The sequence below is a fragment of the Haloferax sp. S2CR25 genome (genome assembly GCF_031624535.1).
Lineage (GTDB): Archaea > Halobacteriota > Halobacteria > Halobacteriales > Haloferacaceae > Haloferax > Haloferax massiliensis.
This window is the reverse complement of the sequence record NZ_JAMQOO010000002.1, coordinates 1-20336: the sequence shown is the minus strand read 5'-3', so window position 1 is coordinate 20336 and position 20336 is coordinate 1. Positions and strand designations below refer to the sequence as shown.

At 68.5% G+C, this 20336-nt stretch carries 21 protein-coding genes; 18 read left to right on the top strand and 3 right to left on the bottom strand.

The genetic code is table 11. From position 1 onward, the window contains the following. The 6 genes from NDI65_RS05380 to NDI65_RS05355 all read left to right on the top strand — a co-directional run bounded on the left by NDI65_RS05380 (position 1) and on the right by NDI65_RS05355 (position 4042). Positions 1 to 648, top strand: coding sequence for an NAD(P)-dependent oxidoreductase (locus NDI65_RS05380; RefSeq protein ID WP_310893465.1), 648 nt, complete (start codon positions 1 to 3; stop codon positions 646 to 648). Further along, complete coding sequence (hemA, locus tag NDI65_RS05375) at positions 645 to 2039, top strand: glutamyl-tRNA reductase (RefSeq protein ID WP_089781715.1); 1395 nt, start codon at positions 645 to 647, stop codon at positions 2037 to 2039. Before NDI65_RS05380 ends, hemA begins: the two co-directional genes overlap by 4 nt. A gap of 62 nt (positions 2040 to 2101) precedes the next feature. Next, entirely contained in the window at positions 2102 to 2614 is a 513-nt protein-coding gene (locus NDI65_RS05370) for a hypothetical protein (RefSeq protein WP_310893464.1), read from the top strand. Between the two features lie 45 nt (positions 2615 to 2659). Beyond that, positions 2660 to 2935, top strand: coding sequence for a 4a-hydroxytetrahydrobiopterin dehydratase (locus NDI65_RS05365; protein WP_007275669.1), 276 nt, complete (start codon positions 2660 to 2662; stop codon positions 2933 to 2935). Beyond that, a complete protein-coding gene (gene lwrS, locus NDI65_RS05360) occupies positions 2932 to 3327 on the top strand; it encodes an LWR-salt protein (protein WP_089781719.1) in 396 nt (131 codons plus the stop codon). Before NDI65_RS05365 ends, lwrS begins: the two co-directional genes overlap by 4 nt. Positions 3328 to 3373: 46 nt before the next feature. Further along, on the top strand, positions 3374 to 4042 hold the full coding sequence (locus tag NDI65_RS05355; protein WP_089781721.1) for an HAD family hydrolase: 669 nt from the start codon (positions 3374 to 3376) through the stop codon (positions 4040 to 4042). 67 nt (positions 4043 to 4109) lie between these two features. Here NDI65_RS05355 and NDI65_RS05350 read toward each other — a convergent pair whose 3' ends face one another. From NDI65_RS05350 to glp, 3 genes are all read right to left on the bottom strand, one after another. After that, positions 4110 to 4856 (bottom strand): HalOD1 output domain-containing protein, encoded by a 747-nt coding sequence (locus NDI65_RS05350; RefSeq protein ID WP_089781722.1) that lies wholly within the window; start codon positions 4854 to 4856, stop codon positions 4110 to 4112. A 99-nt stretch (positions 4857 to 4955) separates the two neighbouring features. Further along, positions 4956 to 6860 carry a molybdopterin biosynthesis protein gene (locus tag NDI65_RS05345; protein WP_310893463.1) on the bottom strand — a complete coding sequence of 635 codons (1905 nt, stop codon included), beginning with the start codon at positions 6858 to 6860 and terminating at the stop codon, positions 4956 to 4958. Further along, positions 6857 to 8077, bottom strand: coding sequence for a gephyrin-like molybdotransferase Glp (glp, locus tag NDI65_RS05340; RefSeq protein ID WP_310893462.1), 1221 nt, complete (start codon positions 8075 to 8077; stop codon positions 6857 to 6859). The genes NDI65_RS05345 and glp overlap by 4 nt, the downstream gene beginning before the upstream one ends. Before the next feature lie 145 nt (positions 8078 to 8222). Between glp and NDI65_RS05335 the strand changes: the two genes are divergently transcribed. From NDI65_RS05335 to NDI65_RS05280, 12 genes are all read left to right on the top strand, one after another. Continuing rightward, the gene (locus NDI65_RS05335) at positions 8223 to 8642 is read left to right on the top strand and encodes an Hsp20/alpha crystallin family protein (RefSeq protein ID WP_042662277.1); all 420 of its coding nucleotides are present in this window, start codon (positions 8223 to 8225) and stop codon (positions 8640 to 8642) included. An 8-nt stretch (positions 8643 to 8650) separates the two neighbouring features. Next, complete coding sequence (locus tag NDI65_RS05330) at positions 8651 to 10327, top strand: AarF/ABC1/UbiB kinase family protein (RefSeq protein WP_089781822.1); 1677 nt, start codon at positions 8651 to 8653, stop codon at positions 10325 to 10327. Positions 10328 to 10384: 57 nt separating this feature from the next. Continuing rightward, positions 10385 to 10813, top strand: coding sequence for a DUF5518 domain-containing protein (locus tag NDI65_RS05325; RefSeq protein ID WP_042662279.1), 429 nt, complete (start codon positions 10385 to 10387; stop codon positions 10811 to 10813). 94 nt (positions 10814 to 10907) lie between these two features. Beyond that, a complete protein-coding gene (locus NDI65_RS05320) occupies positions 10908 to 11282 on the top strand; it encodes a translation initiation factor IF-5A (protein WP_042662280.1) in 375 nt (124 codons plus the stop codon). A 15-nt stretch (positions 11283 to 11297) separates the two neighbouring features. Continuing rightward, on the top strand, positions 11298 to 12119 hold the full coding sequence (gene speB, locus NDI65_RS05315; RefSeq protein WP_089781825.1) for an agmatinase: 822 nt from the start codon (positions 11298 to 11300) through the stop codon (positions 12117 to 12119). A gap of 54 nt (positions 12120 to 12173) precedes the next feature. After that, positions 12174 to 12935: a Nif3-like dinuclear metal center hexameric protein gene (locus NDI65_RS05310; protein WP_089781827.1), complete on the top strand. Its 762-nt coding sequence runs from the start codon at positions 12174 to 12176 to the stop codon at positions 12933 to 12935. Positions 12936 to 13016: 81 nt separating this feature from the next. After that, entirely contained in the window at positions 13017 to 14042 is a 1026-nt protein-coding gene (locus NDI65_RS05305) for a deoxyhypusine synthase (protein WP_042662283.1), read from the top strand. Between the two features lie 102 nt (positions 14043 to 14144). Then, positions 14145 to 14834 carry a helix-turn-helix domain-containing protein gene (locus NDI65_RS05300; protein ID WP_042662284.1) on the top strand — a complete coding sequence of 230 codons (690 nt, stop codon included), beginning with the start codon at positions 14145 to 14147 and terminating at the stop codon, positions 14832 to 14834. 115 nt (positions 14835 to 14949) lie between these two features. After that, positions 14950 to 16350, top strand: a complete 1401-nt coding sequence (locus tag NDI65_RS05295) for an APC family permease (protein ID WP_089781829.1) — start codon at positions 14950 to 14952, stop codon at positions 16348 to 16350. Then, positions 16343 to 17596, top strand: coding sequence for a M20/M25/M40 family metallo-hydrolase (locus NDI65_RS05290; RefSeq protein WP_310893461.1), 1254 nt, complete (start codon positions 16343 to 16345; stop codon positions 17594 to 17596). The genes NDI65_RS05295 and NDI65_RS05290 overlap by 8 nt, the downstream gene beginning before the upstream one ends. An 88-nt stretch (positions 17597 to 17684) precedes the next feature. After that, entirely contained in the window at positions 17685 to 18758 is a 1074-nt protein-coding gene (locus NDI65_RS05285; protein WP_310893460.1) for a hypothetical protein, read from the top strand. A gap of 688 nt (positions 18759 to 19446) precedes the next feature. Continuing rightward, on the top strand, positions 19447 to 20331 hold the full coding sequence (locus tag NDI65_RS05280) for a hypothetical protein (protein ID WP_310893459.1): 885 nt from the start codon (positions 19447 to 19449) through the stop codon (positions 20329 to 20331). Positions 20332 to 20336 lie beyond the last annotated feature (5 nt).

Below are 20336 nucleotides of genomic sequence, written 5' to 3'. Positions count from 1 at the left end.
ATGATTCCGCTGGTTCACGACCTCTCCGACGAGACCGTCGTCGTCTTCGGCGGGGGGCCCGTCGGCGCGCGGAAGGCCCGCCGGTTCGCCCGCGAGGCGCGGACCGTCGTCGTCAGTCCCGAGTTCGGAGACCGCGACTTCGGCGACGCGGAACTCGTTCGAGCGGCCCCCAAACCCGAGGAGGTTCCCAGTTGGGTCGAGCGGTTCGGGCCGGCGCTCGTCGTCGCCGCGACCGACGACGACGCGGTGAACGACGCGGTCGTCGCGGCGGCCCGGGAGGCCGGCGCGCTGGTCAACCGGGCCGACCGGAGCGGCGAGCGCGACGCCGGGAGCGTGGTCGTCCCGGCCACCGTCGAGGACGGCGACGTGTCGGTCGCAATCACGACCGGCGGGGCGAGTCCGGCCCTCTCGAAGCACCTCCGGGAGCGCATCGAATCCGAGTTGGCGGGGGCGGGCGAGATGGCCGCGCTGACCGCGGAGCTTCGCGCGGAGCTCAAGGCGTCCGACCGGTCGCCAACAGAGCGCCGTGATGCGATTCGCGCGGTCGTGCGAAACCCGTCAGTTTGGAAGGCTTTACGTACCGGCGATGCAAACCCCCGACGAGAGGCAGCGCGCGTGATACGAGACACACAGCGAGGTGATTCATGAGAGATTCGGGCGTCATCTCCGGTGTGAGCGTCGCCCACGACCGGGCCAGCGTTCGCGAGATAGAGGCCGCGTCGAGCGACGACGTTCGGACGGTCGTCGAACGGCTCCTCGCCTGCGACGGCGTCACCGAGGCGTTTTCCCTGCAGACGTGTAACCGCGCCGAGGCGTACGTCGTCACCGACGACGCGGCCGACGGCCGCCGCGCGCTCGACGACTTCGCTCCCGACGTCCGAGACGGGAGCGTTCGCTACATGGACCACGAAGAGACCCTGCGCCACCTCATGCGGGTGGCGTCGGGGCTCGAATCACTCGTCCTCGGCGAAGACCAGATTCTCGGACAGGTCAAAGCCGGCATCGAGGCCGCCCGCGAGCGGGACGCCATCGGTCCGATGCTCGAAGACGCGCTCATGAAGGCCGTCCACGTCGGCGAGCGCGCCCGCGACGAGACGGCAATCAACGAGGGTGCGGTCTCCCTCGGGAGCGCCGCCGTCAGGCTCGCGCGGGCCGAACTCGACGCCCCCGTCGGCGAGGTGGACGCCCTCGTCGTGGGAGCCGGCGAGATGGGCACGCTCGCGACCAAGGCGCTCGCGTCGGTCGACGTGGGCGACCTCGTCGTGGCGAACCGGACGGTCGCCAACGCCCGCCACCTCGCCCGCGAGGTTCCGGGCGTCTCGACCGCCGCCGGACTGGGCGACCTCCGCGGTCGCCTCCGCGACGCCGACCTCGTCATCACGGCCACGAGCAGCCCCGACTACGTCGTCACGCCGGAGCAGTTGGACGACGCCGGCGAGACGATGCTCATCGACATCGCCCAGCCGCGGGACGTCGACCCCGCCGCCGGCGATATCGACGGCGTCCGCGTCCGCGACATCGACGATTTGGAGACGGTGACCGACCGGACCGCGGAGCGCCGCGAACGCGCCGCCCGCGAGGTCGAGGCGATGATAGACGAGGAGTTCGACCGCCTGCTCGCCGCCTACAAGCGCAAGCGCGCCGACGAGGCCATCAGCTCGATGTACGAGGCCGCGGAGCACGTCAAGCGCCGCGAGGTGTCGACGGCGCTGTCGAAACTCGAATCGCAGGGCGAGCTCACCGACGAGCAGCGCGAGACGGTCGAGTCGCTCGCGGACGCGCTCGTCGGCCAAATCCTCGCCGCGCCGACCAAGAGCCTCCGCGACGCCGCCGGCGACGACGACTGGACGACCATCCAGACCGCCATGCAGCTGTTCGACCCCGGCTTCGGCGACCTCGGGGCGTCGGACTCGGCCGGGCCGTCCGAGCCGTCCGGGCCGTCCATCGAGTTCTCGGGCGAGCCGCCGGAGGACCTCGACCGCGAGGCGCTCGAAGGCGAGGTTCCCCGGCGCGTCCTCGAACAGCTCTCCGACGACTGACGGGCGGCCGAAGCGGACGGCGGGCGAACGTTCTTATCCGAACGCGGGACTATTCCGCGTCGATGGTACGCCGACTGTCAGCGACGAGCCTCGCGCGCCGCTCCCGTCTCGACGCCGACCGCCGACGAGCCGCGGCCAGCGCGTTTTCGGCCGTCGGCCGGTATCTCGTGAATCGCCTCCGGGCGCGAGCGCGTCGCCGCCTCGTCGGCGCGACCCCGAGACGCCGGGTGTGCGACCTCGACGGCGTCGCTCGGGCGACCGTCGTCGGCACCGTCGCGGGAGTCGCGGGCGACGGGCCGGCGGTCGAGGTCTGGACGGACGTCGAGGGCGCGGACGGCGACCGCGCGGTCGTCGGCCGCGCGACGCGCCCGTTCGTCCTCCGCGACCGCACCGGGGAGGTCCGGGTCCGCGTCCCGCCGGCCGGCCACGTCGCGTTCGGCGGCGACGGGGCGACGGGAACCGTCGGCCGCGGCGACGAGGTGTCGGTCACAGGGCGCGTCGTCCGCGGCCGCGAGCGCGGCGGGCGACGACTCCTGACGGGGCCGCGGTTCGTCGTCCGCGCGGACACAACTTGACAATCCGGCAGAATCCTTATCGGGTTGCCACTCGACGGGTTCGGCATGGCAGACCTGCTCTCGGACGACGAAGTCGACGCACAACTCGGGTCGGATTGGGAACGCGACGGCGACGAAATCGTCCGCGTCTACGAGTTCGACGACTACCTCGACGGCGTTGCGTTCGCCGCCAGCGTGGGCGAAGTCGCCGAAGAGGAGTTCCACCACCCCGAGATAACGATTCGGTACCAGGAGGTCGAAGTCCGCCTCACGAGCCACGAGGAGGGCGGCATCACGGACAAGGACCTCCGACTCGCCGACCTGTTCGACGACGAGCTGTGAGCGGCGGGGAGACCGCGGCGCTCACCTACGTCTTCCGGGTCCGCTTCCGCCTCGACTCGGCCGCCGGCGTCGAGACCGACCCGCGGGAGTTCGAGACGACGGTCCGCGTCAGGCCGCCGCCGCCGGGCGAGGAGGGCTGGCTGCTGTTCCGCGACGCGCTGTGGCGGGGCGAGGTGAACGACGAGCGCCACGCCCGCGACCTCGCGGCGTCGTGGCTCGACGTGCCCGTCGTCTCGTGTTCGTTCGCGGAGCTCCGGGCCGACGAGGCGTCGCTGGACGCCTTCCGCGAAGCCGTCGCCGCGGACCTCGACGCGTTCAACGCCGACTCGGTCCGCGAGGTGCTTCACAAGTACTTCGGGAGCGCGATTCGCGTCGAATCGAGCGGTTCGTGACGCGGGGGAAGACATTTATCCATGCCTGACGTACCTTGTTGTCCGAATGGTCGCCGATGACTACGATTTCTGGCTGTTCGACCTCGATGGGACCCTCGTCGACGCCGAGTGGTCGTACACGCGCGACGTGTTCGACCGCGTCGGCGACCGACTGGGCCGTCAGTTCACGGACCGCGAAGCCGAGACCATCTGGCACGGACTCGGCGGCGCGCGCGACCCGATGCTCCGCGAGTGGGGCATCGACCCCGCCGAGTTCTGGCCCGCGTTCCACCGCGAGGAAGACCCCGCAAAGCGCGCTGAAGTGACGTACCTCCACGACGACGCCGAGCGCCTCATCCAAGAGATTCACGCCGCCGGCCGCCCGGTCGGCATCGTCACCCACTGCCAGCAGTTCCTGACCGACCCCGTGTTGGACCGCCTCGACGTGCGCGACTGGTTCGATACCGTCGTCTGCTGTACAGAGGAGACGGGGTGGAAACCCGACGCCGCGCCGGTCCGGCAGGCTATCGGCGAACTGGGGCTGGACGACCGCCTCCTGACCGACGGCGGCACCGCGGGCGTCCTCGCCGGCGACGGCGAAAGCGACATCGGGGCCGCGTGGAACGCCGGCTTGGACGGCATCCACGTCGAACGCCACGGCCCGGAACACCGCGGGCGCTGCGTGCTCGGGGAGTACCGCGTCGAGAGCTTCGACGACCTCGTCCGATCCGACTGAGTCGGGCGATTCCGCTCAACGGCGCTCCGGCGGCGACGGGGCGAAAAGTGAAGAACGGAACCGACGCTCAGGACAGCGTCCGCTCGGTCGACGGGCGAGCGAAGATGTCGCCGGTGCTCGTCACGGCGACCTGAACGTCTTCGTACGGGAACCGGACCTCGATGCCGGGGCGCTCTTCGTCCTCGACGACGGGCCGGAGGAGTTCTTCGAGCGCGTCGGTGTCGATGTACTCGTACAGCGGCGTCTCGATGGCCGAGAGTCCGCCGTAGGACTCGACGGCCTCCACGATGACGATGCCGAGCTCCTCGTCGCCGAGCCACTGCCCGACGAGCACCCAGTTGTCGTCGACGCCGAACGACGCCTCGGCGGTCGCGTCGGCGTGTTCTTCGAGGGCCTGCGTGACCGCGGAGGCCCCGACGGCGAGCGCGGAGTCGACGCTGTCGTCGTCGACGAGGCTCCGGACCCGCTGGAGGACCGTCGCGAGGTCGCCGGGACCGGCTTTCTGGACGTACTCGGTGACGCCGGCAGTCGAGGCGATGTCGGCGACCTCGGGCCATTCTTTGGCCGTGAACAGGAGGATGGGGATGTCCGCGTGCTCCTGTCGGACGGCCTTGACGAGCGGTACCCCGTTTGGGAGGACGAGCGAGTCGCTCACGACGCAGTCGACCGACTCGGCGGAGATGACGTCGAGCGCCTCGGTCGCCGACTCGGCGGTGAGAAAGGAGACGGCGTCGAGTTGGCGGAACGCGGCGGCCGAGAGGGCGAGCATCTCGGGGTCGTCGTCGACGTGTAGGACCTTCAGCGGGCGGTTCATATACCAGTTATACACGCTACGTGGATAAAAACGTTCCACTTAGTTTATACTTCAGCGGAACGCGAATATCTGAACCGGTCGCGGCGGCTTTCTAAAGCGTTACCGCGACGTTTGGCTCCTCTCGACCCCTGCGAGGGCGTCAAACACATCGTCGCTCGCTGCGAGCGCGTCGCGGAACGAGTCGACGCCGGGTTTCTCGGTCCGGTCGGGGTTCGCGAGGACGGCGACCGGCTGTGTCCCGAGCGAGACGAAATCGAGGCCGAGCGAGTCCGCGGTCGCGCGGAGGCCGAGCCCGGCGTCGGCGCGGCCGGCGGCGACCGCCCGCGCCGGGCTCTCGAACGCCTTCGTCCCGCGGTCGAACCCCTCGATGGCCTCTGTGAGTTCGTGGCGGGTCGTCCCGCGCTCGTCGGCGAGGGCGGCGACGGCGTTGCCGAGGTCGGTCCGCAGGCCGGAGTTCGAGTCGCGGTTGATAAAGCGGAGCCCGCCGTCCACGAGGTCCGCGAGGCCGGACACCCCGTCGGGGTTGCCGGCGGGGACGACGAGCCCCCACTCGCGGGTCCACGAGCCAAGTTCGACCGCGTCGATGCCGTCCGTGGCGTCGCCCCGGTCGCCCGCGACGACGGCCACGTCGGCGATGCCGTCTCGGAGCCGCCGCAGACCCTCGCGGGAGCCGAACGGGAGATACCGTGGCGACGACACGCGGTCGAGGATGCGCGAGAGCGCGGGGTCGTCCTCGCCGACGCCGAGCAGCTCCGGCGCGCGAACGTCGGGCGAGAACAGTTGGACCGTCACCGACTCGCCCTCCGCGAGATACTCCACGTCGGCCGAGACCTCGACGACGCCGTCGGCCTCGACGAGGCTCGTCGTCGCGCCCGACCCCTTATCGACGGGGTAGACGAGCGTGTTCCCGTCGCCGTCGGCGACGAGTCCGACCGGCATGAGCCGCGTCCGTCCCTCGGCGTACCGCTCGCGGGCGGCCATCGTCCCCTCGACCGTCGCGGTCCGGGGCTCCGGGAGGCCCGCGGCGTCGCGGACCGCCGGTGCGACGAACGTCCGGAAGATGGTGAGCGCGGAGACCGGATAGCCCGGCAGACCGATGTAGGCGCTCCCCTCGCCGAGCGTGCCGACGAGCATGGGTTTCCCGGGCTTGACGGAGACGCCGTGCAGCAGGAGTTCACCGCGCTCTTCGACCACGCGGTAGATGACGTCGACCGCGCTCGCGGACGTCGACCCCGACGAGAGCACGAGGTCGCACTCGTCGGCCGCCCGCCGGAGCAGGCGCTCCATCTCCTCGTAGTCGTCGCCCGCGTGGGGGTAGAGCGTCGGGACGCCGCCGGCCTCCTCGACCCCCGCGGCGATGGTGTAGGAGTTCACGTCGTAGATTTCGCCCGCCTCGGGTCGCAGTTCGTCGCCCGGCCGGACGAGCTCGTCGCCGGTCGAGACGATGCCCACGGTCGGTTTCCCGCGGACCGGCACCTCGTCGACGCCGAGCGCCGACAGCAGGCCGATTTCGCGGGGCGTCAGGCGCGTGCCGGGGCCGAGCGCGCGAGCGCCGGCGGCGATGTCGGTCCCGGCGGGCATCACGCTGTCGCCGGGCGCGACCGCCGAGTTGACGACGAGCGAGCCGTCTCGCTCCTCGGTTCGCTCCACGATGACGACGGCGTCCGCGCCCGGCGGCATCACCGCGCCGGTGGAGATTTCGACGGCGGTCCCGGCTCCGACCGTCACGTCCGGTTCGTTGCCGGCGTGGACCGCCCCGACGAGGTCGAGTTCGACCGGCTCCGCCTCGTCAGCGCCGAAGGTGTCGCGGGCGCGGACCGCGTAGCCGTCCATGCTCGCGCGGTCGAAGCCGGGCACGTCGAGTTCGGCGTCGATTCGCTCGGCGAGGACGCGGCCGCGGGCGTCTTCGAGCGCGACGGTCTCGGCGTCGGGCGTCAGGTCGAGCGACGCGATGGCCTCGCGGGCGTCCTCCGGGGCGGCGAGGTCGCGGAACTGCTTTCTCATGCGGACCACTCCCAGCCCTCGACGGCGACCGTGTCGCCCTCGTCGTAGCCCTCTATCTCCTCGGGGACGACGACCCAGCCGTCCGCGAGCGCGACGCTGGAGAGGATGCCCGACCCGCTCGTCCGGGTCGGCTCGGCGGTCGGTTCGTCGCCCAACGCGTCGAGTTTGACGCGGGCGAACGTCCGCGTGCCGGGCGAACTCGGGAGCTTCTTCGTGAGCGTCGCCTCCTGCGTCGGGAGGGGGCGCTCGGGGAGCGACCCGACGTGTTTCAGCACCGGCCGGAGGAACTGGAACGCGTTGACGACGCAGGCGACCGGGTAACCGGGGAGCATCACGACCGGCGTGTCTTCTACCACGCCGACCGCGACCGGGTGACCGGGCTTGAGGGCGACCCCGTGGACCAGCACCTCGCCGATGTCGTCGATGACCTCGGGGATGAGGTCGCGCTCGCCGACCGACGACCCGCCTGTGGTGACGACCACGTCGTGGTCGAGGTCCGATTCGACGGCCTCGCGGAGCAGCTCGGCGTCGTCGACGACGATGTCGCGGTAGCTCGCCTCGCCGCCCCAGCGCTCGACCAGTCGGGAGACGGTCAGGCCGTTGGTCTCGATGACCTCGCCGGGGCCCGGGTCGGACTCGACGAGTTCCTCGCCGGTCGGGATGACCGAGACGCGGGGGCGTTCGAACACCGTCACCCCCTCGACGCCGACGGAGCGAAGCAGGCCGAGGTCCGACGGGCGAAGCTCGTGGCCGGCCTCGAACAGCGGCGTTCCCTCGCGGACGTCCTCGCCGCGCTCGCCGACGTTCTCGCCCTCGGCGAGCGCGTCGAACACTTCGAGTTCGTCGCCGAGGCGTTCCGTGTGTTCGACCATCACGACGGCGTCGGCCCCGTCGGGCACGTCGCTGCCGGTGTGGACGCGGGCGGCCGTCCCCGGTTCGACCGGGCCGTCGACGATGCGGAGGACGTTCGGCGAGCGGCCGCTCGCGCCGAAGGTGTCCGACGCGCGGACGGCGTAGCCGTCCATCGCGGCGCGGTCGTAGCCGGGCACGTCGGCGGGGGCGACGGCGTCTTCCGCGAGCGCCCGGCCGTCGGCCTCGGCGAGCGGTCGGCGCACGGTTCGGTCGTGCGGCGTCGCCGCCGCGAGGAGCGTCTCGCGGGCGTCCGACAGCCGCGTTCGTTGCTTGAACCCGGCCGTGCGTCGGTCGTCGTGGTTCATACCGGCCCTTCGGTTCGGGGGGCAAAAAGCGTCGGCCTCGGACGCGACGGCGGGCGGTTTCCGAGCGCCGGCCCGTTTTGGCTTCGCGCTCGCGCGAGCGCGCGAGACCGCCGGGTTTTTCGACCCCGACTCCCTATGAGCGTTCATGTCAGCACTGCGCGACGCGCTGTCCGACCTCCCGGACGCGGTGTTCGCCGACCTGTTGGAGTCCGAGACGTCGTACCTCTTGGTCCTCGACCTCCCGGGCGTGACCGCCGAGACGGCGGAGCTCAGAGTCGAGAAGGGCAGATTGGTCGTCGAAGCGCGACGCGACAAACGGCTCCCCGCCGAGTTCGACTACGTCCGCGAGGAGCGCCCGCTGTTCCTCGACGCCGAGGTCCCGCTTCCCCCGGACGCCGTGGCCGACGAGGCCGAGGCGTCGATGGAGCGCGGGACGCTGGAAATCCGCCTCCCCAAGCGCGAGGCCGCCTCCGAGCGGACCATCCCCATCACAACCGACGGCGACGGCGACGACGACGAGGACGCCTCGTCGGCCCACCGGAAGACGTCCGGTGACGACGCCTGACGAGGCGGGTGGTCACGCTGGTCAACCTCCGCGCCTACTGGCGGTTCCTCGTCGTCCTGTATCAGTTCTTCCCGCTCATCGTCGCGTACACCCGTGACAAGCGGAAGTACCTCCTGTTCGGCGGCGGCCGACGCGTCACGACCGAGATGCGCGTCAAGCGCGCCGACGTCCTCTTGGAGTCGCTACTGACGCTCGGGCCGACGTTCATCAAGCTCGGACAGCTCCTGTCGACGCGCCCCGACATCCTCCCGCCGGAGTACATCGAGGTGCTCGGGAGCCTCCAAGACGACGTGCCCCCCGCGCCGTGGGACGAGTCGAAAGCCGTCCTCGAAGCGGAGCTCGGCCCCGTCGAGGAGGCGTTCGACGCGTTCGACAGCGACCCGATAAGCGGCGCGAGCCTCGGACAGGTGTACGTCGCCGAGTACGAGGGCGAGAAGGTCGCCGTCAAGGTCCGCCGCCCCGGCATCGAGGACCTCGTGGAGGCCGACCTCCGGGTCATCCGGTGGTCCATGCCGCTTCTCATGCGCTTTATCGGCGAGGGGCGGGCGTTCTCGCTGGAGAACCTCGCCGACGAGTTCGCCAAGACCATCCGCGAGGAGATGGACTACGCCGAGGAGGCCGAGACGCTCGTCGAGATTCAGGAGAACTTCGCGGACGACGACACGCTCGTCATCCCCGAGCCGATTCCCGAGCGCTCCGACGACCGAGTGCTCACGATGGAGTACCTCCCCGGAACCAAGATAAACGACATCGAGGCGCTGGACGACCGCGGAATCGACCGCACGGAGTTGGCGACGAACCTCCAGCGGATCTACCTCCAGATGATCGTCGAGGACGGCGTGTTCCACGCCGACCCCCACCCGGGGAACCTCTCCGTGACCGACGACGGCCGCATCATCTTCTACGACTTCGGGATGCACGGCGAGGTCGACCCGTTCGTCCAGGAGAAAATCGTCGAGTTCTACATCGCCGTCGCCAACCAGGACGTCGACGGCATCCTCGACACGCTCATCGAGATGGGGACGCTCAGCCCGAACGTCGACCGGCAGGTGATGGGCGACGTGATGGAACTCGCCATCGCCGACGCCCGCGGCGACGACATCGAGCAGTACCGCGTCAACCAAATCCTCGAACAGGTCGAATCGACCATCTACGAGTTCCCGCTTCGGCTCCCCCGGAACCTCGCGCTCGTGCTCCGGGTCGCCGGCGTCGTCGAGGGGGTCTGCGTCACGCTCGACCCCGAGTTCGACTTCATCTCGGTGGCGACCGACTACCTGACCGAGGAGGGATACCGCGAGGAGAGCGTCCAGAAAATCATCGAGGGCGTCGGACAGCAGGGCCAAAAGACCGCCCAGTCGCTGTTCCGCGTGCCGCCCAAACTCGAACGCGTCCTCGACCGAGCGGACCGCGACAATCTGACGCTCAACGTCCGGTTGGAGGACAACCGAGGGGTCCTCGACAAGCTGGCCAAGCGGCTCATCTACGGCATCTTCCTGTCGTTCGGCTTCGTCTCGACGGTCATCATCTACGCGCTGAACCCGGAGAACCTCGTCGCGGTCGGCGCGGCGGGCGCGCCGACGGGCGTCGTCGCCCTGCTCCTGTGGCGGTCGTTCCGCTCGCGGAAGGGCATCCGGACGACGCCGCAGTTCACCCGGCAGAACCTCAAAGAGCGCCGCAGAGAGTAATCAACACTGAGAATCGGGCGCGTAATTTTATCGGCTCTCGCGGACACACTGTTCAGCATGACGGAGTGGCGACCGGTGTTCGTGGGGGTGTGTCTCGCCGCGTGCACCGAATCGCTCGTCTACGCGATGACGGGGCAGTTCACGCTCGTCGGCGGGGTCACGGGGAGCGCGCTCGCCGGCTACGTCGTCGGCACGGACCCCGCCGACGGCGGGTGGCACGGCCTCATGGCGGGCGTCGCCTGGGGCTGTCTGCTCATGCCGCTCTCGGTGCTTTTGACCTTTCTCGAACGGACGCCGATTCTCTTTCCGTTCCAGTACGTCATCCCGCTTGTCGAGACGCCCGGGGAACTGACGACCGCCATCATGCTCGCGCTCGCGCTGCCGAACGTCGCGTCCGGCGCGCTCGGGAGCCGCGTCAGGCGCGACGCGACGGGGACGTGGTTCGACCCCGAGATGGCCGAGGTCGACGCGGTCGAAGACGCCTGACCGAATCGGCCGACGGCCGCGCCTTCCACGGCAGAGATTCGCGTGCGAAGACGGTTCCAAACCGTTTATACCCTCCATCCGATAACGGAGAGGCATGGCGAAAGAGCAGAAGCAGGTGCGCGAGCTCCAAGAAGGAAGCTACGTCATGATGGAAGAAAAGCCGTGCAAGATCTACGCCTACAGTACCGCCAAGCCGGGCAAGCACGGCAGCGCGAAGGCGCGCGTCGAAGCCCGCGGCGTCTTCGACAGCAAGAAGCGCTCGCTCTCCCAGCCCGTCGACGCGAAGGTGTGGGTGCCCATCATCGAGCGGAAACAGGGCCAGGTCGTCTCCGTCACCGGCGAGGACGCCCAGATCATGGACCTCGAAACGTACCAGACGTTCACGATGCGCATCCCCGACGAGGAAGACCTCAACCCCGAAGACGAGATCGAGTACCTCGAATACGAAGGCCAGCGAAAAATCGTCTAAACGGGGGTCACAGAGATGTTTCCCGGAGCAATCGCAGACCGCGAGGTCGCCGACTACGTCCTTCTCGGCGCTCCGCTCGACATCTCGACGTCCTTCCAACCCGGAACCCGGTTCGGGCCGAATCGAATCCGTCGGTTCGCCGAGTCGTTCGACGACTACGACCGGCGCACCGACCAGTTTTTCACCGACTTGCGCGTCCACGACGCGGGCGACGTCCGCGCGTGGGACGACGCACCTGAGTACGTCGAATGGCTCGCCGGGAGCGTCCGCGACGCCGTCTGGGACGACGCCGTTCCCGTCGTCCTCGGCGGCGAACACACCGTCACCGCCGCCGGCGTCACCGGCGTCGAACCCGACGTGTTCGTCTGTCTCGACGCCCACCTCGACCTCCGCCGCGAGTACGACGGCAACGAGTGGAGCCACGCCACCGTCACCCGCCGCGTCCTCGACGAACTCGGCGTCGACGAGGTCGTGATTCTCGGCGCGCGAACCGGCTCGCCCGACGAGTGGGAACGCGCCGAGGCCGCCGACGTGACCGTGGTCGAACCCGAGGCCGTCGCCGACTGGGTCCCCGACTTCGACGACGACCAGTCCGTCTATCTGAGCGTCGATATCGACGCCGCGGACCCGGCGTTCGCGCCCGGCACGGGCACGAAAGAGCCGTTCGGCCTCACCTCTCGGGAGATGCGAGACGCGGTCCGAGCGGTCGCGCCCCGCGCCGACGGCTTCGACGTGGTCGAGGTCAACGACCGCGACGACGGACAGGCCGCGTCGCTGGCGGCGAAGCTCCTCCGGGAGTTCGTCTTCTCGCACGCCGCCGGGCGGGCAGACGAGTAACCGACCCGCGGCGAACCCCGTTCCTTACAAGTTCCCGAGTCACGACTCCCCGGTATGCAGCTCTCCGACATCGTCGCTCGACTCGACGAGACGCTCGCCACCGACGAGTTCGCCGACGTGGACGCCAGCGCCAACGGCCTGCAGGTCGGCCCCGACGAGAAACCGGTCGAGAAAGTCGCCTTCGCCGTCGACGCCGCGGAAGCGACCATCGACGCCGCGCTCGACGCCGACGCCGACCTGCTCGTCGTCCACCACGGTCTCGTCTGGGGCGGCCTCGACCGGCTGACCGGCCGCGACTTCGACCGCATCGAGCCCCTGCTTCGCGGCGACCTCGCGCTCTACGTCTCGCACCTCCCGCTGGACGGACATCAGGAACTCGGCAACGCCGCCGGCGTCGCCGACCACCTCGGACTCGCTGACACCGAGCCGTTCGGGTCGCTCGGACCGATTCACATCGGGCAGGCTGGGTCGTTCGAGTCGCCGAAGACGACCGACGGGATTCGGACGGCGCTCGACGAACTCGACGGGAGCGCGGGCACGACCGTCCTCGACTTCGGCCCCGACGAACTCTCGTCGGTGGGGGTCGTCACCGGCTCCGGCGTCGACTGGTTGGACGAGGCCATCGACCGCGGCGTCGACGCGCTCGTCACCGGCGAGGGCAAACAGAAGGCGTACCACGAGGCGCGCGAGGCCGGTATCTCGGTGTTCCTCGCGGGCCACTACGCGACCGAGACGTTCGGCGTGCGGAGCCTGCGCGACCTCGCCGACGAGTGGGGCCTCGAAACCGAGTACGTCAGCCACCCGACCGGGCTGTAAGGGCGACCGAACGTCTGCCAACCCGCCGCACGGCCTCACCGGACCGGGGCGTTCAAACGCCCTGCCGACGCACTCCCTCGCATGAGCGACCACGACGATGACGGCTACGAGATGCCGGACCGCGAGGAGTTCCAACACGACCCGCTGGGCCACGCCGAGGTCCGCGGCGGCATGACGGTCGGCGAGTTAGTCGAGCAGTACGGCCACGCGGGCATCGGCGCGGCCGACGTCCACGAGGCCGCCGACATCTACGCCGAGATGCTGGCCGACGACGACTGCACGGTGTTCATGTCGCTGGCCGGCGCGATGGTCCCGACCGGGATGCGGAAGGTCGTCTCCGACCTCATCCGCGACGGCCACGTCGACGCCCTCGTGACGACGGGCGCGAACCTCACGCACGACGCCATCGAGGCCGTCGGGGGCAAACATCATCATGGGTCTCAGAACCACGGCGAGAAGACCGAACGCGAGCACGACGAGACGCTCCGCGACGAGGAGGTCGACCGCATCTACAACGTCTACCTCCCGCAGGAACATTTCGCGCTGTTCGAGTCGCACCTCCGAAGCGAGGTGTTCCCGGCGCTGGAGGAAGAGGGGACCGTCAGCATCGCCGACCTCTGCCGCGAACTCGGCCGCGCCAACAGCGAGGTCAACGAGCGCGAGGGAATCGAGGAGGACGCCGGCGTCGCGGCCGCGGCCTACGAGGCCGACGTGCCCATCTACTGCCCCGCTGTGCAGGACTCCGTGCTCGGCCTGCAGGCGTGGATGTACTCGCAGACCTCGTCGTTCTCGCTGGACGCGCTGGCCGACATGACGCCGTTGACCGACCTCGCGTACGACGCCGACACGGCCGGCTGTCTCCTCGTCGGCGGCGGCGTCCCGAAGAACTTCACGCTCCAGACGATGCTCGTCACGCCGGGCGCGTACGACTACGGCGTCCAGATAACGATGGACCCCGCCGCGACCGGCGGCCTCTCGGGCGCGACGCTCGACGAGGCGCGCTCGTGGGGCAAACTGGAGAAGGACGCCCGCAACACGACCGTCCTCGGCGACGCGACAATCATGCTCCCCCTACTCGTCGCCGCGGCGCGCGAGCGAATCGAGTAACGCCGCGGCGAACCGCCCGACCGTCGCGTCAGCACGCGCCCACCCGCCGTCGAGTGAGGTGGGATACCTTTTTACCCGGCGAGCGCCCTTCCATGCCAACGAATGGCACGAGAGGGTGGACGGGGCGTTCGGGTCTGTCTCGACATCTGGCACCCGGACTGCTGGACGCTACAGGTGACCGCGGAGACGAGCGGGGGACTCCTCGGTCACGGCGTCCACGAGATAGACGGTCTCGCCAACGGGCGTTTCACCGCCTACGCCGACACGACCGAGGAGGTGGACGAACTCGTCGCGGCGGTCCGCGCGTCCGACCTGACCGAGTCGGTGTGGGAGACCGACGAACACGACGGCGACGTCGGGGTTCCGGGGAGCGCCGCGCGGGGAATCGTCGTCCGCTACGACCTCCGGAACTCCATCAACGACGCCCTCGTCTCGCGGGGGTTCATCCCCGACGAACCGGTTCGGATGCAGGGCGGCCGCGAGCGCTGGACCGTGCTCGTCCACGAGACGCGGCAGACCGTCCACGAGCGGTTAGAGGAGATTCGCGAGGAGCGGAACGCCGACATCGACGTGGAACTCATCACCGCCCCGGAGGACGGCGGCGGCATGTTCCGCACCGACGCGCTCTCGGACCGCCAGCGCGAGGTGTACGAGTTGGCTCGCCGCCGCGACTACTACACGTGGCCCCGCGAGGTGAGCGCCGCGTCGCTGGCCGCGGAGTTGGACATCTCGAAGGCGACGCTGCTCGAACACCTCCGGAAGGCGGAGTCGAAACTGCTCGGCGACTACTGAGACGGATTTTTTCGGGTTCTCGGGCCGGATTCCGCCGGGGTCGCCGCTCGCTCTCCCGCCGCCCCACTCATGAGAGGGAGGGGTACTTTGCCGGACAACCGACCCATGTGATAGCATGTCATCGGTAGACGTGAACGACGGACGGAGTCTCTCGCGGGACATCGGACTGTTCGGCGCGGTGAGCACCGTGGTGGCGGGGACGCTCGGCGCGGGGCTGTTCGTCACCCTCGGCACGGCGAGTTCGACGACGGGACCGAGCGTCATCCTCGTCGTCATCCTCTCGGGGCTGCTCGCGATGAGTATCGCGCTCAACTACGGCTGGATGGCGACTATCTTCCCCGGCGCGGCCGGGTCGTACGCCTACGTCTCGCGGGCGTTCGACAGCCGACTCCCCGGCTTCGTGGTGACGTGGTCGAAGTGGCTCGGCTACATGGCCGCCGACGCGGTCCTCGCCATCGGCTTCGGGAGCTACTTACAGGTGTTCTATCCTTCGGTGGACCCGACGCTCGCCGGCTTCGGCCTGCTGACGGTCCTCTTTCTGGTCAACCTCGTCGGCGCGAAGAGTTACAGCCGCTCGCAGAACGCCATCTTCGGCTTCCTCATCCTGTCGATACTCGTGCTCGTCGGCCCCGGGCTGTTGAACATCGACGCCGCGAACTACCAGCCGTTCTTCACCGGCGGCTTCGACGGCTTCGTCGCCGCCGCGGTCCCGCTGTTCTACGCCTACATCGGCATCGCCGTCGCCGGGCAGATGGGCGCCGAGGTGAAGAACCCCTCGCGGAACCTCCCCTTGGCGATGGCCGGCGGCACGGCCATCCTCATCTTCCTGTACGTACTGACCGCCGCCGTCATCTACGGCGTCGTCGGCGACTACACGGTCCTCGCGGACTCGGCGCGGCCGCTCTCGACGGCCGCGGCGGTGTTCCTCGGCGATATCGGCACGGCCATCGTCGGCATCGGCGGCCTGCTCGCCACCGCGTCGTCGGTCCACGCGGTCATGGCCGCGGGCATCAAGATGCCCTACTCGTGGGCGTGGGACGAGGTGTTCCCCAAGAAGTTCTCGGCGGTCTCCGACCGCTTCGGGACGCCCCACTGGTCGCTTCTGACGCTGTACGTCGTCGCCTCCGGCCTCACCTTCTGGAGCACCGGCCTCAGTCAGGCCATCGCCATCGCCACGTTCAGCTACCTCATCGCCTACGCCGCGGTGTCGATAACGGTGCTGTACGTGCTCTACAGCCGCACCGACCTCCGCGCGGAGGCGGGCTTTTCCCGCCCGGCGCTGCTGACCGTGACGGGGCTCGTCGGCTCGCTCGGCGCGGTCGGTCTCCTGACCGAGGCGTACAAGGGCTCGCTGTCGATTTACGTCCCGTGGGTCGCCGTCGGCCTCGTCGTCTTCGGCGTCTACTGGTACCGCGGCCAGCGGAAGGACCACGACGTCGAGGCCATCCTCGGGACGCTCCCCGGCGTCCCCTCCGACGAGTACAACCCCTCTGTCCGCGGGGTGAGCGATGACTGACGACGCGACGCCGCGCGGTGACCGCCCGGTCGACGCCGACTTCGACCGCGACGCCGCCCCCCGCGTCGACCCCGACGAGACAATCGACCTCTTGCAGGAACTCGTGCGGATTCCGAGCCCGTACTTCGAGGAGGCCGAGATAAGCGAGTTCGTCTACGACTGGTTGGACGCCCGGGGGCACGACCCGGAGTACCACCACGTGAGCGAACCGGACATCACGGAGTACGAGGGCGACAACGTCGTCGCTCGACTGGAGGGCGCTGACCCGGACGCGCCGACGCTCCTGCTGAACGCCCACATGGACACCGTGAAACTGGTCGAAGACTGGGACGAAGACCCGTGTTCGGGCCGCATCGAGGACGGCAAACTGTACGGACAGGGCGCGTGCGACATGAAAGGCGGCCTCGCGGCCGTCATGGTCGCCTTCGACGCGCTCGCCGACTGCGACCTCGCCGGCGACGTGCTCCTCACGGCCGTCGTGGACGAGGAGGGTCCCTACGGGCTCGGCACCGACCGCCTCATCCGCGACGGCGTCATCGACGACTGCGACGCCGCAGTCGTCACCGAACCCGGCCCGATTCTCGCACAGGAGGACATCGAGAACCCGGCGCTCCTGCTCGGCGCGCGCGGTCGTTACTTCTACGACATCGACGTCCGCGGGCAGGCGGCGCACGGCTCGAAACCCGAGACCGGCGTCAACGCGGTCGTCGAGGCCGGCGAACTCGCGGCCGCGCTCGACGACCTCGACGTGGGCGACCACCCGAAACTCGGCTCGGGGTCGACCTGCCCGCTGAAAATCGAGGGCGGAAGCCAGACGCTGTCGGTCCCCGAGCGCGCTCGCCTCATGGTCGACCGCCACGTCGTCGTCGGCGAGACCCTCGAAGACGCCCGCGCCGACGCCGAACGCGTCGTCGAGGAACTCGGCTTGGAGAGCGAGGTCGACGTCGGGTTCCGCGAGTCGCCCGACGAGGGCATCCGCTACGGTCCCTACGTGACGGACGACGACCACCCGCTCGTTTCGTCCCTCTCGGACTCCACTCGCGCTGTCGCAGACACCGACCCCGCCTACGGCTACTTCTCCAGCGTCGGCGACTTCAACTACCTCGGCGACCGCGCCGGCCTCCCGACGGTCATCCTCGGCCCCGACGGCGAGAACATCCACGCCGCCGGCGAGTTCGTCTTCACCGACGACGTGGTCGAGGTGGCCGACATCGTCGCCGACGCCGCCGTCCGGTTCCTCGGCTGAGACGTTTCGGCCGCTCCGTTTTGCCGCGTTCTCAGCGCCGAGAACCGGGCGCAAACAGCTAACAGCCTCGCCCGGCACCTCGGACGCAATGACCGCGCCCAGTCTCACGTCGGTCGTTTCGGACCGCTCCGACGTCGAACTCGCCGCCGTCTTCGAGCGCGTCTGGGGGGCGCGAGGCTACGAGACGCGCGTCCGCTTCCGCGGCCCCGACGTGCACGTGGAGGCCACCGGGGAGACGCCCGAGGGCGCAAAGCACGACCTCCGAATCTGGATTACGACGACGGGCACCGTCACCGCGGACAAGGCGAGCGCGTTCGTCCGGCGGTGCGAGCGCGCCGGCATCGAACCCTACGTCGCGGCGGTCGGCGGCGGGCGAGTCGCCTCCGACGCCCATCGACCCGGCCTCGTCGTCCTCGATGCACCGGCCATCGCCGTCGAAATCCGCGAGGCCGGCGTCGAGTCGTTCGTCCGCGACCTCGCCGCCGGGGCGAGCGGTGCGGGCGGCGACGGCGACAGCGAGGCCCTCGACTCCGAGAGCGAAGGCGACGACCCGGAGGCCGACGGGGCCGACCGACTCACCCGCCGCGAGGCGCTCAAGAAGGCCGGCACCTACGTCGCCGGCGGCCTCGTCACCTACCTCGCCGCCGAGCGCGTCTCGGATGTCGTCCAGCAGTCGCCGGAACTCCGCGCCGCGGTCGCCCGCCGCGCGGCGTGGCTCGACGCCCGCCTCCCGGACGTGCGCCTCCCGACCGTCGAGTGGTCGCTCCCGACGCCGCAACCACTCTCGGAGGAGTCCACCCTTCCGAACCGAACGACCGCGGTCGCGACGCCGGCGAACGCGACGGCGATTCCCTACGCCGACCTCCGGACGAACCCCGAGTCGTTCACGGGGACGGCCGTCACCTACACCGGCCGCGTCGAGGAGACGATGGAACGCGACGAGATTCGACTGGCGCTCGTCGCCGTCGAGGACGACCGGGGGCGACTCAGCGGCGACGTGGTCGCCCGCTGGCCCACCGGCCGCTTTTTCCACGATGACATCGGCTTTCGACTGCTCGCCGACGAGCGCGTCCGACTCTGGGGCGTCGTCGCCGGCGAGGGCTCGATTTCGGGCGGCGTGCGGTACCCTCGCATCGACGTGTCGGTGTTGGAGAAGCCGTGAGCGAGTCGGGAGCGGGACGAACGAGACCGATGGTGATTACTCGCTCGCGGGGCGAGAGCGAGGTGGCCGATGACGACGGCACCGTTCCGAACCGAACTAGGCACTCGGTGATGCGGAGCCCTATGAGTGCCGAGGCCAGCTTTCTATCCAGACAGTTGGGGAGATGAACGAACGTCAGAGAGTCGCGTTTGCCATCCGCTGAGAGAGGACAGTTGTCATTTACAGCCCGATACAGTGCACTCTGCGGCGTCACATAGAGCTCGTGATTCGGTGCGCGATCCGCTTTCCACTCACCAGTCACAACCGTGGTACAGAAAAGCGAGTCTCGCTACGAGTGCGGCGAGGACTGGGTCAAAATCCGTTCACCGGGGGGAGGTACAGAACGAGTCTCAAGGTCTGTTCGTGGCATCTCGGTTCCCGCTTCCCATATAGACGGACGAGAACCTGGCTCCGTCTGTGTTCTGGATAGCCCTGAGGCCCACCACTATCGAAAATGGGGAGCTGTCGGGACAGGGTATGAGGAGACATCTGCTCCGCCGCATGCTTGAATGAGATACGAACAGTCTACCAGACCGTTACTGGTGAAGAGGTAGGAATCGTCCCACACCCGAGTTCGGATGTACCTTCTTCTCCTCCCTTGATTTTATAAACAGTGACTCTACATAGATACGACAACCAGGTTTCATCTTTGAAACGACGACAACTCCTCCTCGGAACCACCGGACTCCTCACCGCACTCGCCGGCTGTAACACTATCACCGGAAACAACGGAGGCACAGATAACCCCAACAACACAGAAACAACCCCTACCAAGGAAACAGAGAACACAGTCAGTATTTCTACTGAGGCCCAGCCTTCCAAACTACCGTCAATATGGGGTGGACAGAGTATTGAGGATTTCCAGGCCCAGTTCTCAGTTCAGACCTCAGACGAACCAAGTTCCCTGACGGTTTCAAACGGCGAAGTAGAACTAAACAGAGATTCCAGTCAGTGGAATCAGAATACTGTAACTGTTCAGCCAGGCCAGATGAGTTCTGGAGAACAAGAATTCACTGCAACAGCCCAGTGGGGAAGCCAACAAGCCCAGGACACTGCAAAGGCTGCAAAGGCCACGCCTAGCAATTACAAGGTCGACGTAGTTGCCGAGAGAAACGAGGAAATGAGAGAGGAAATCAGCCAGAACTCTCTGGAAGATAACTATCTTGAGAAGCGTGGCGGATTCGTTACATCAGACCCAGTACTAGATAACTACAGCAGCCACGAACAACTCGGATTCGACAAATTCGGAATCGACCTCGTAGCCTACGAATGGAGACACGACAACGACTACACCGGCTTGGCCGAAGCCCAGCCTACAGAGGTAAAGAACTTCGTAGACAGCATCGGAACAGATACAGAAAATCCTGAAATTGAGGCAATTAAGAGCGGAGAACAGGGTATTAGCAAATATCTGCTCTGTAGGATCGCTAGACTGCGGCAGGGCGACTCCGTTATCTCGGTAGAAAGCGAAGCGGCAGATTGTCTTGAGTTCGGAATTCCGCCGCCTCACCCGAGTTACGGTTGCTACTGCTAAAACTG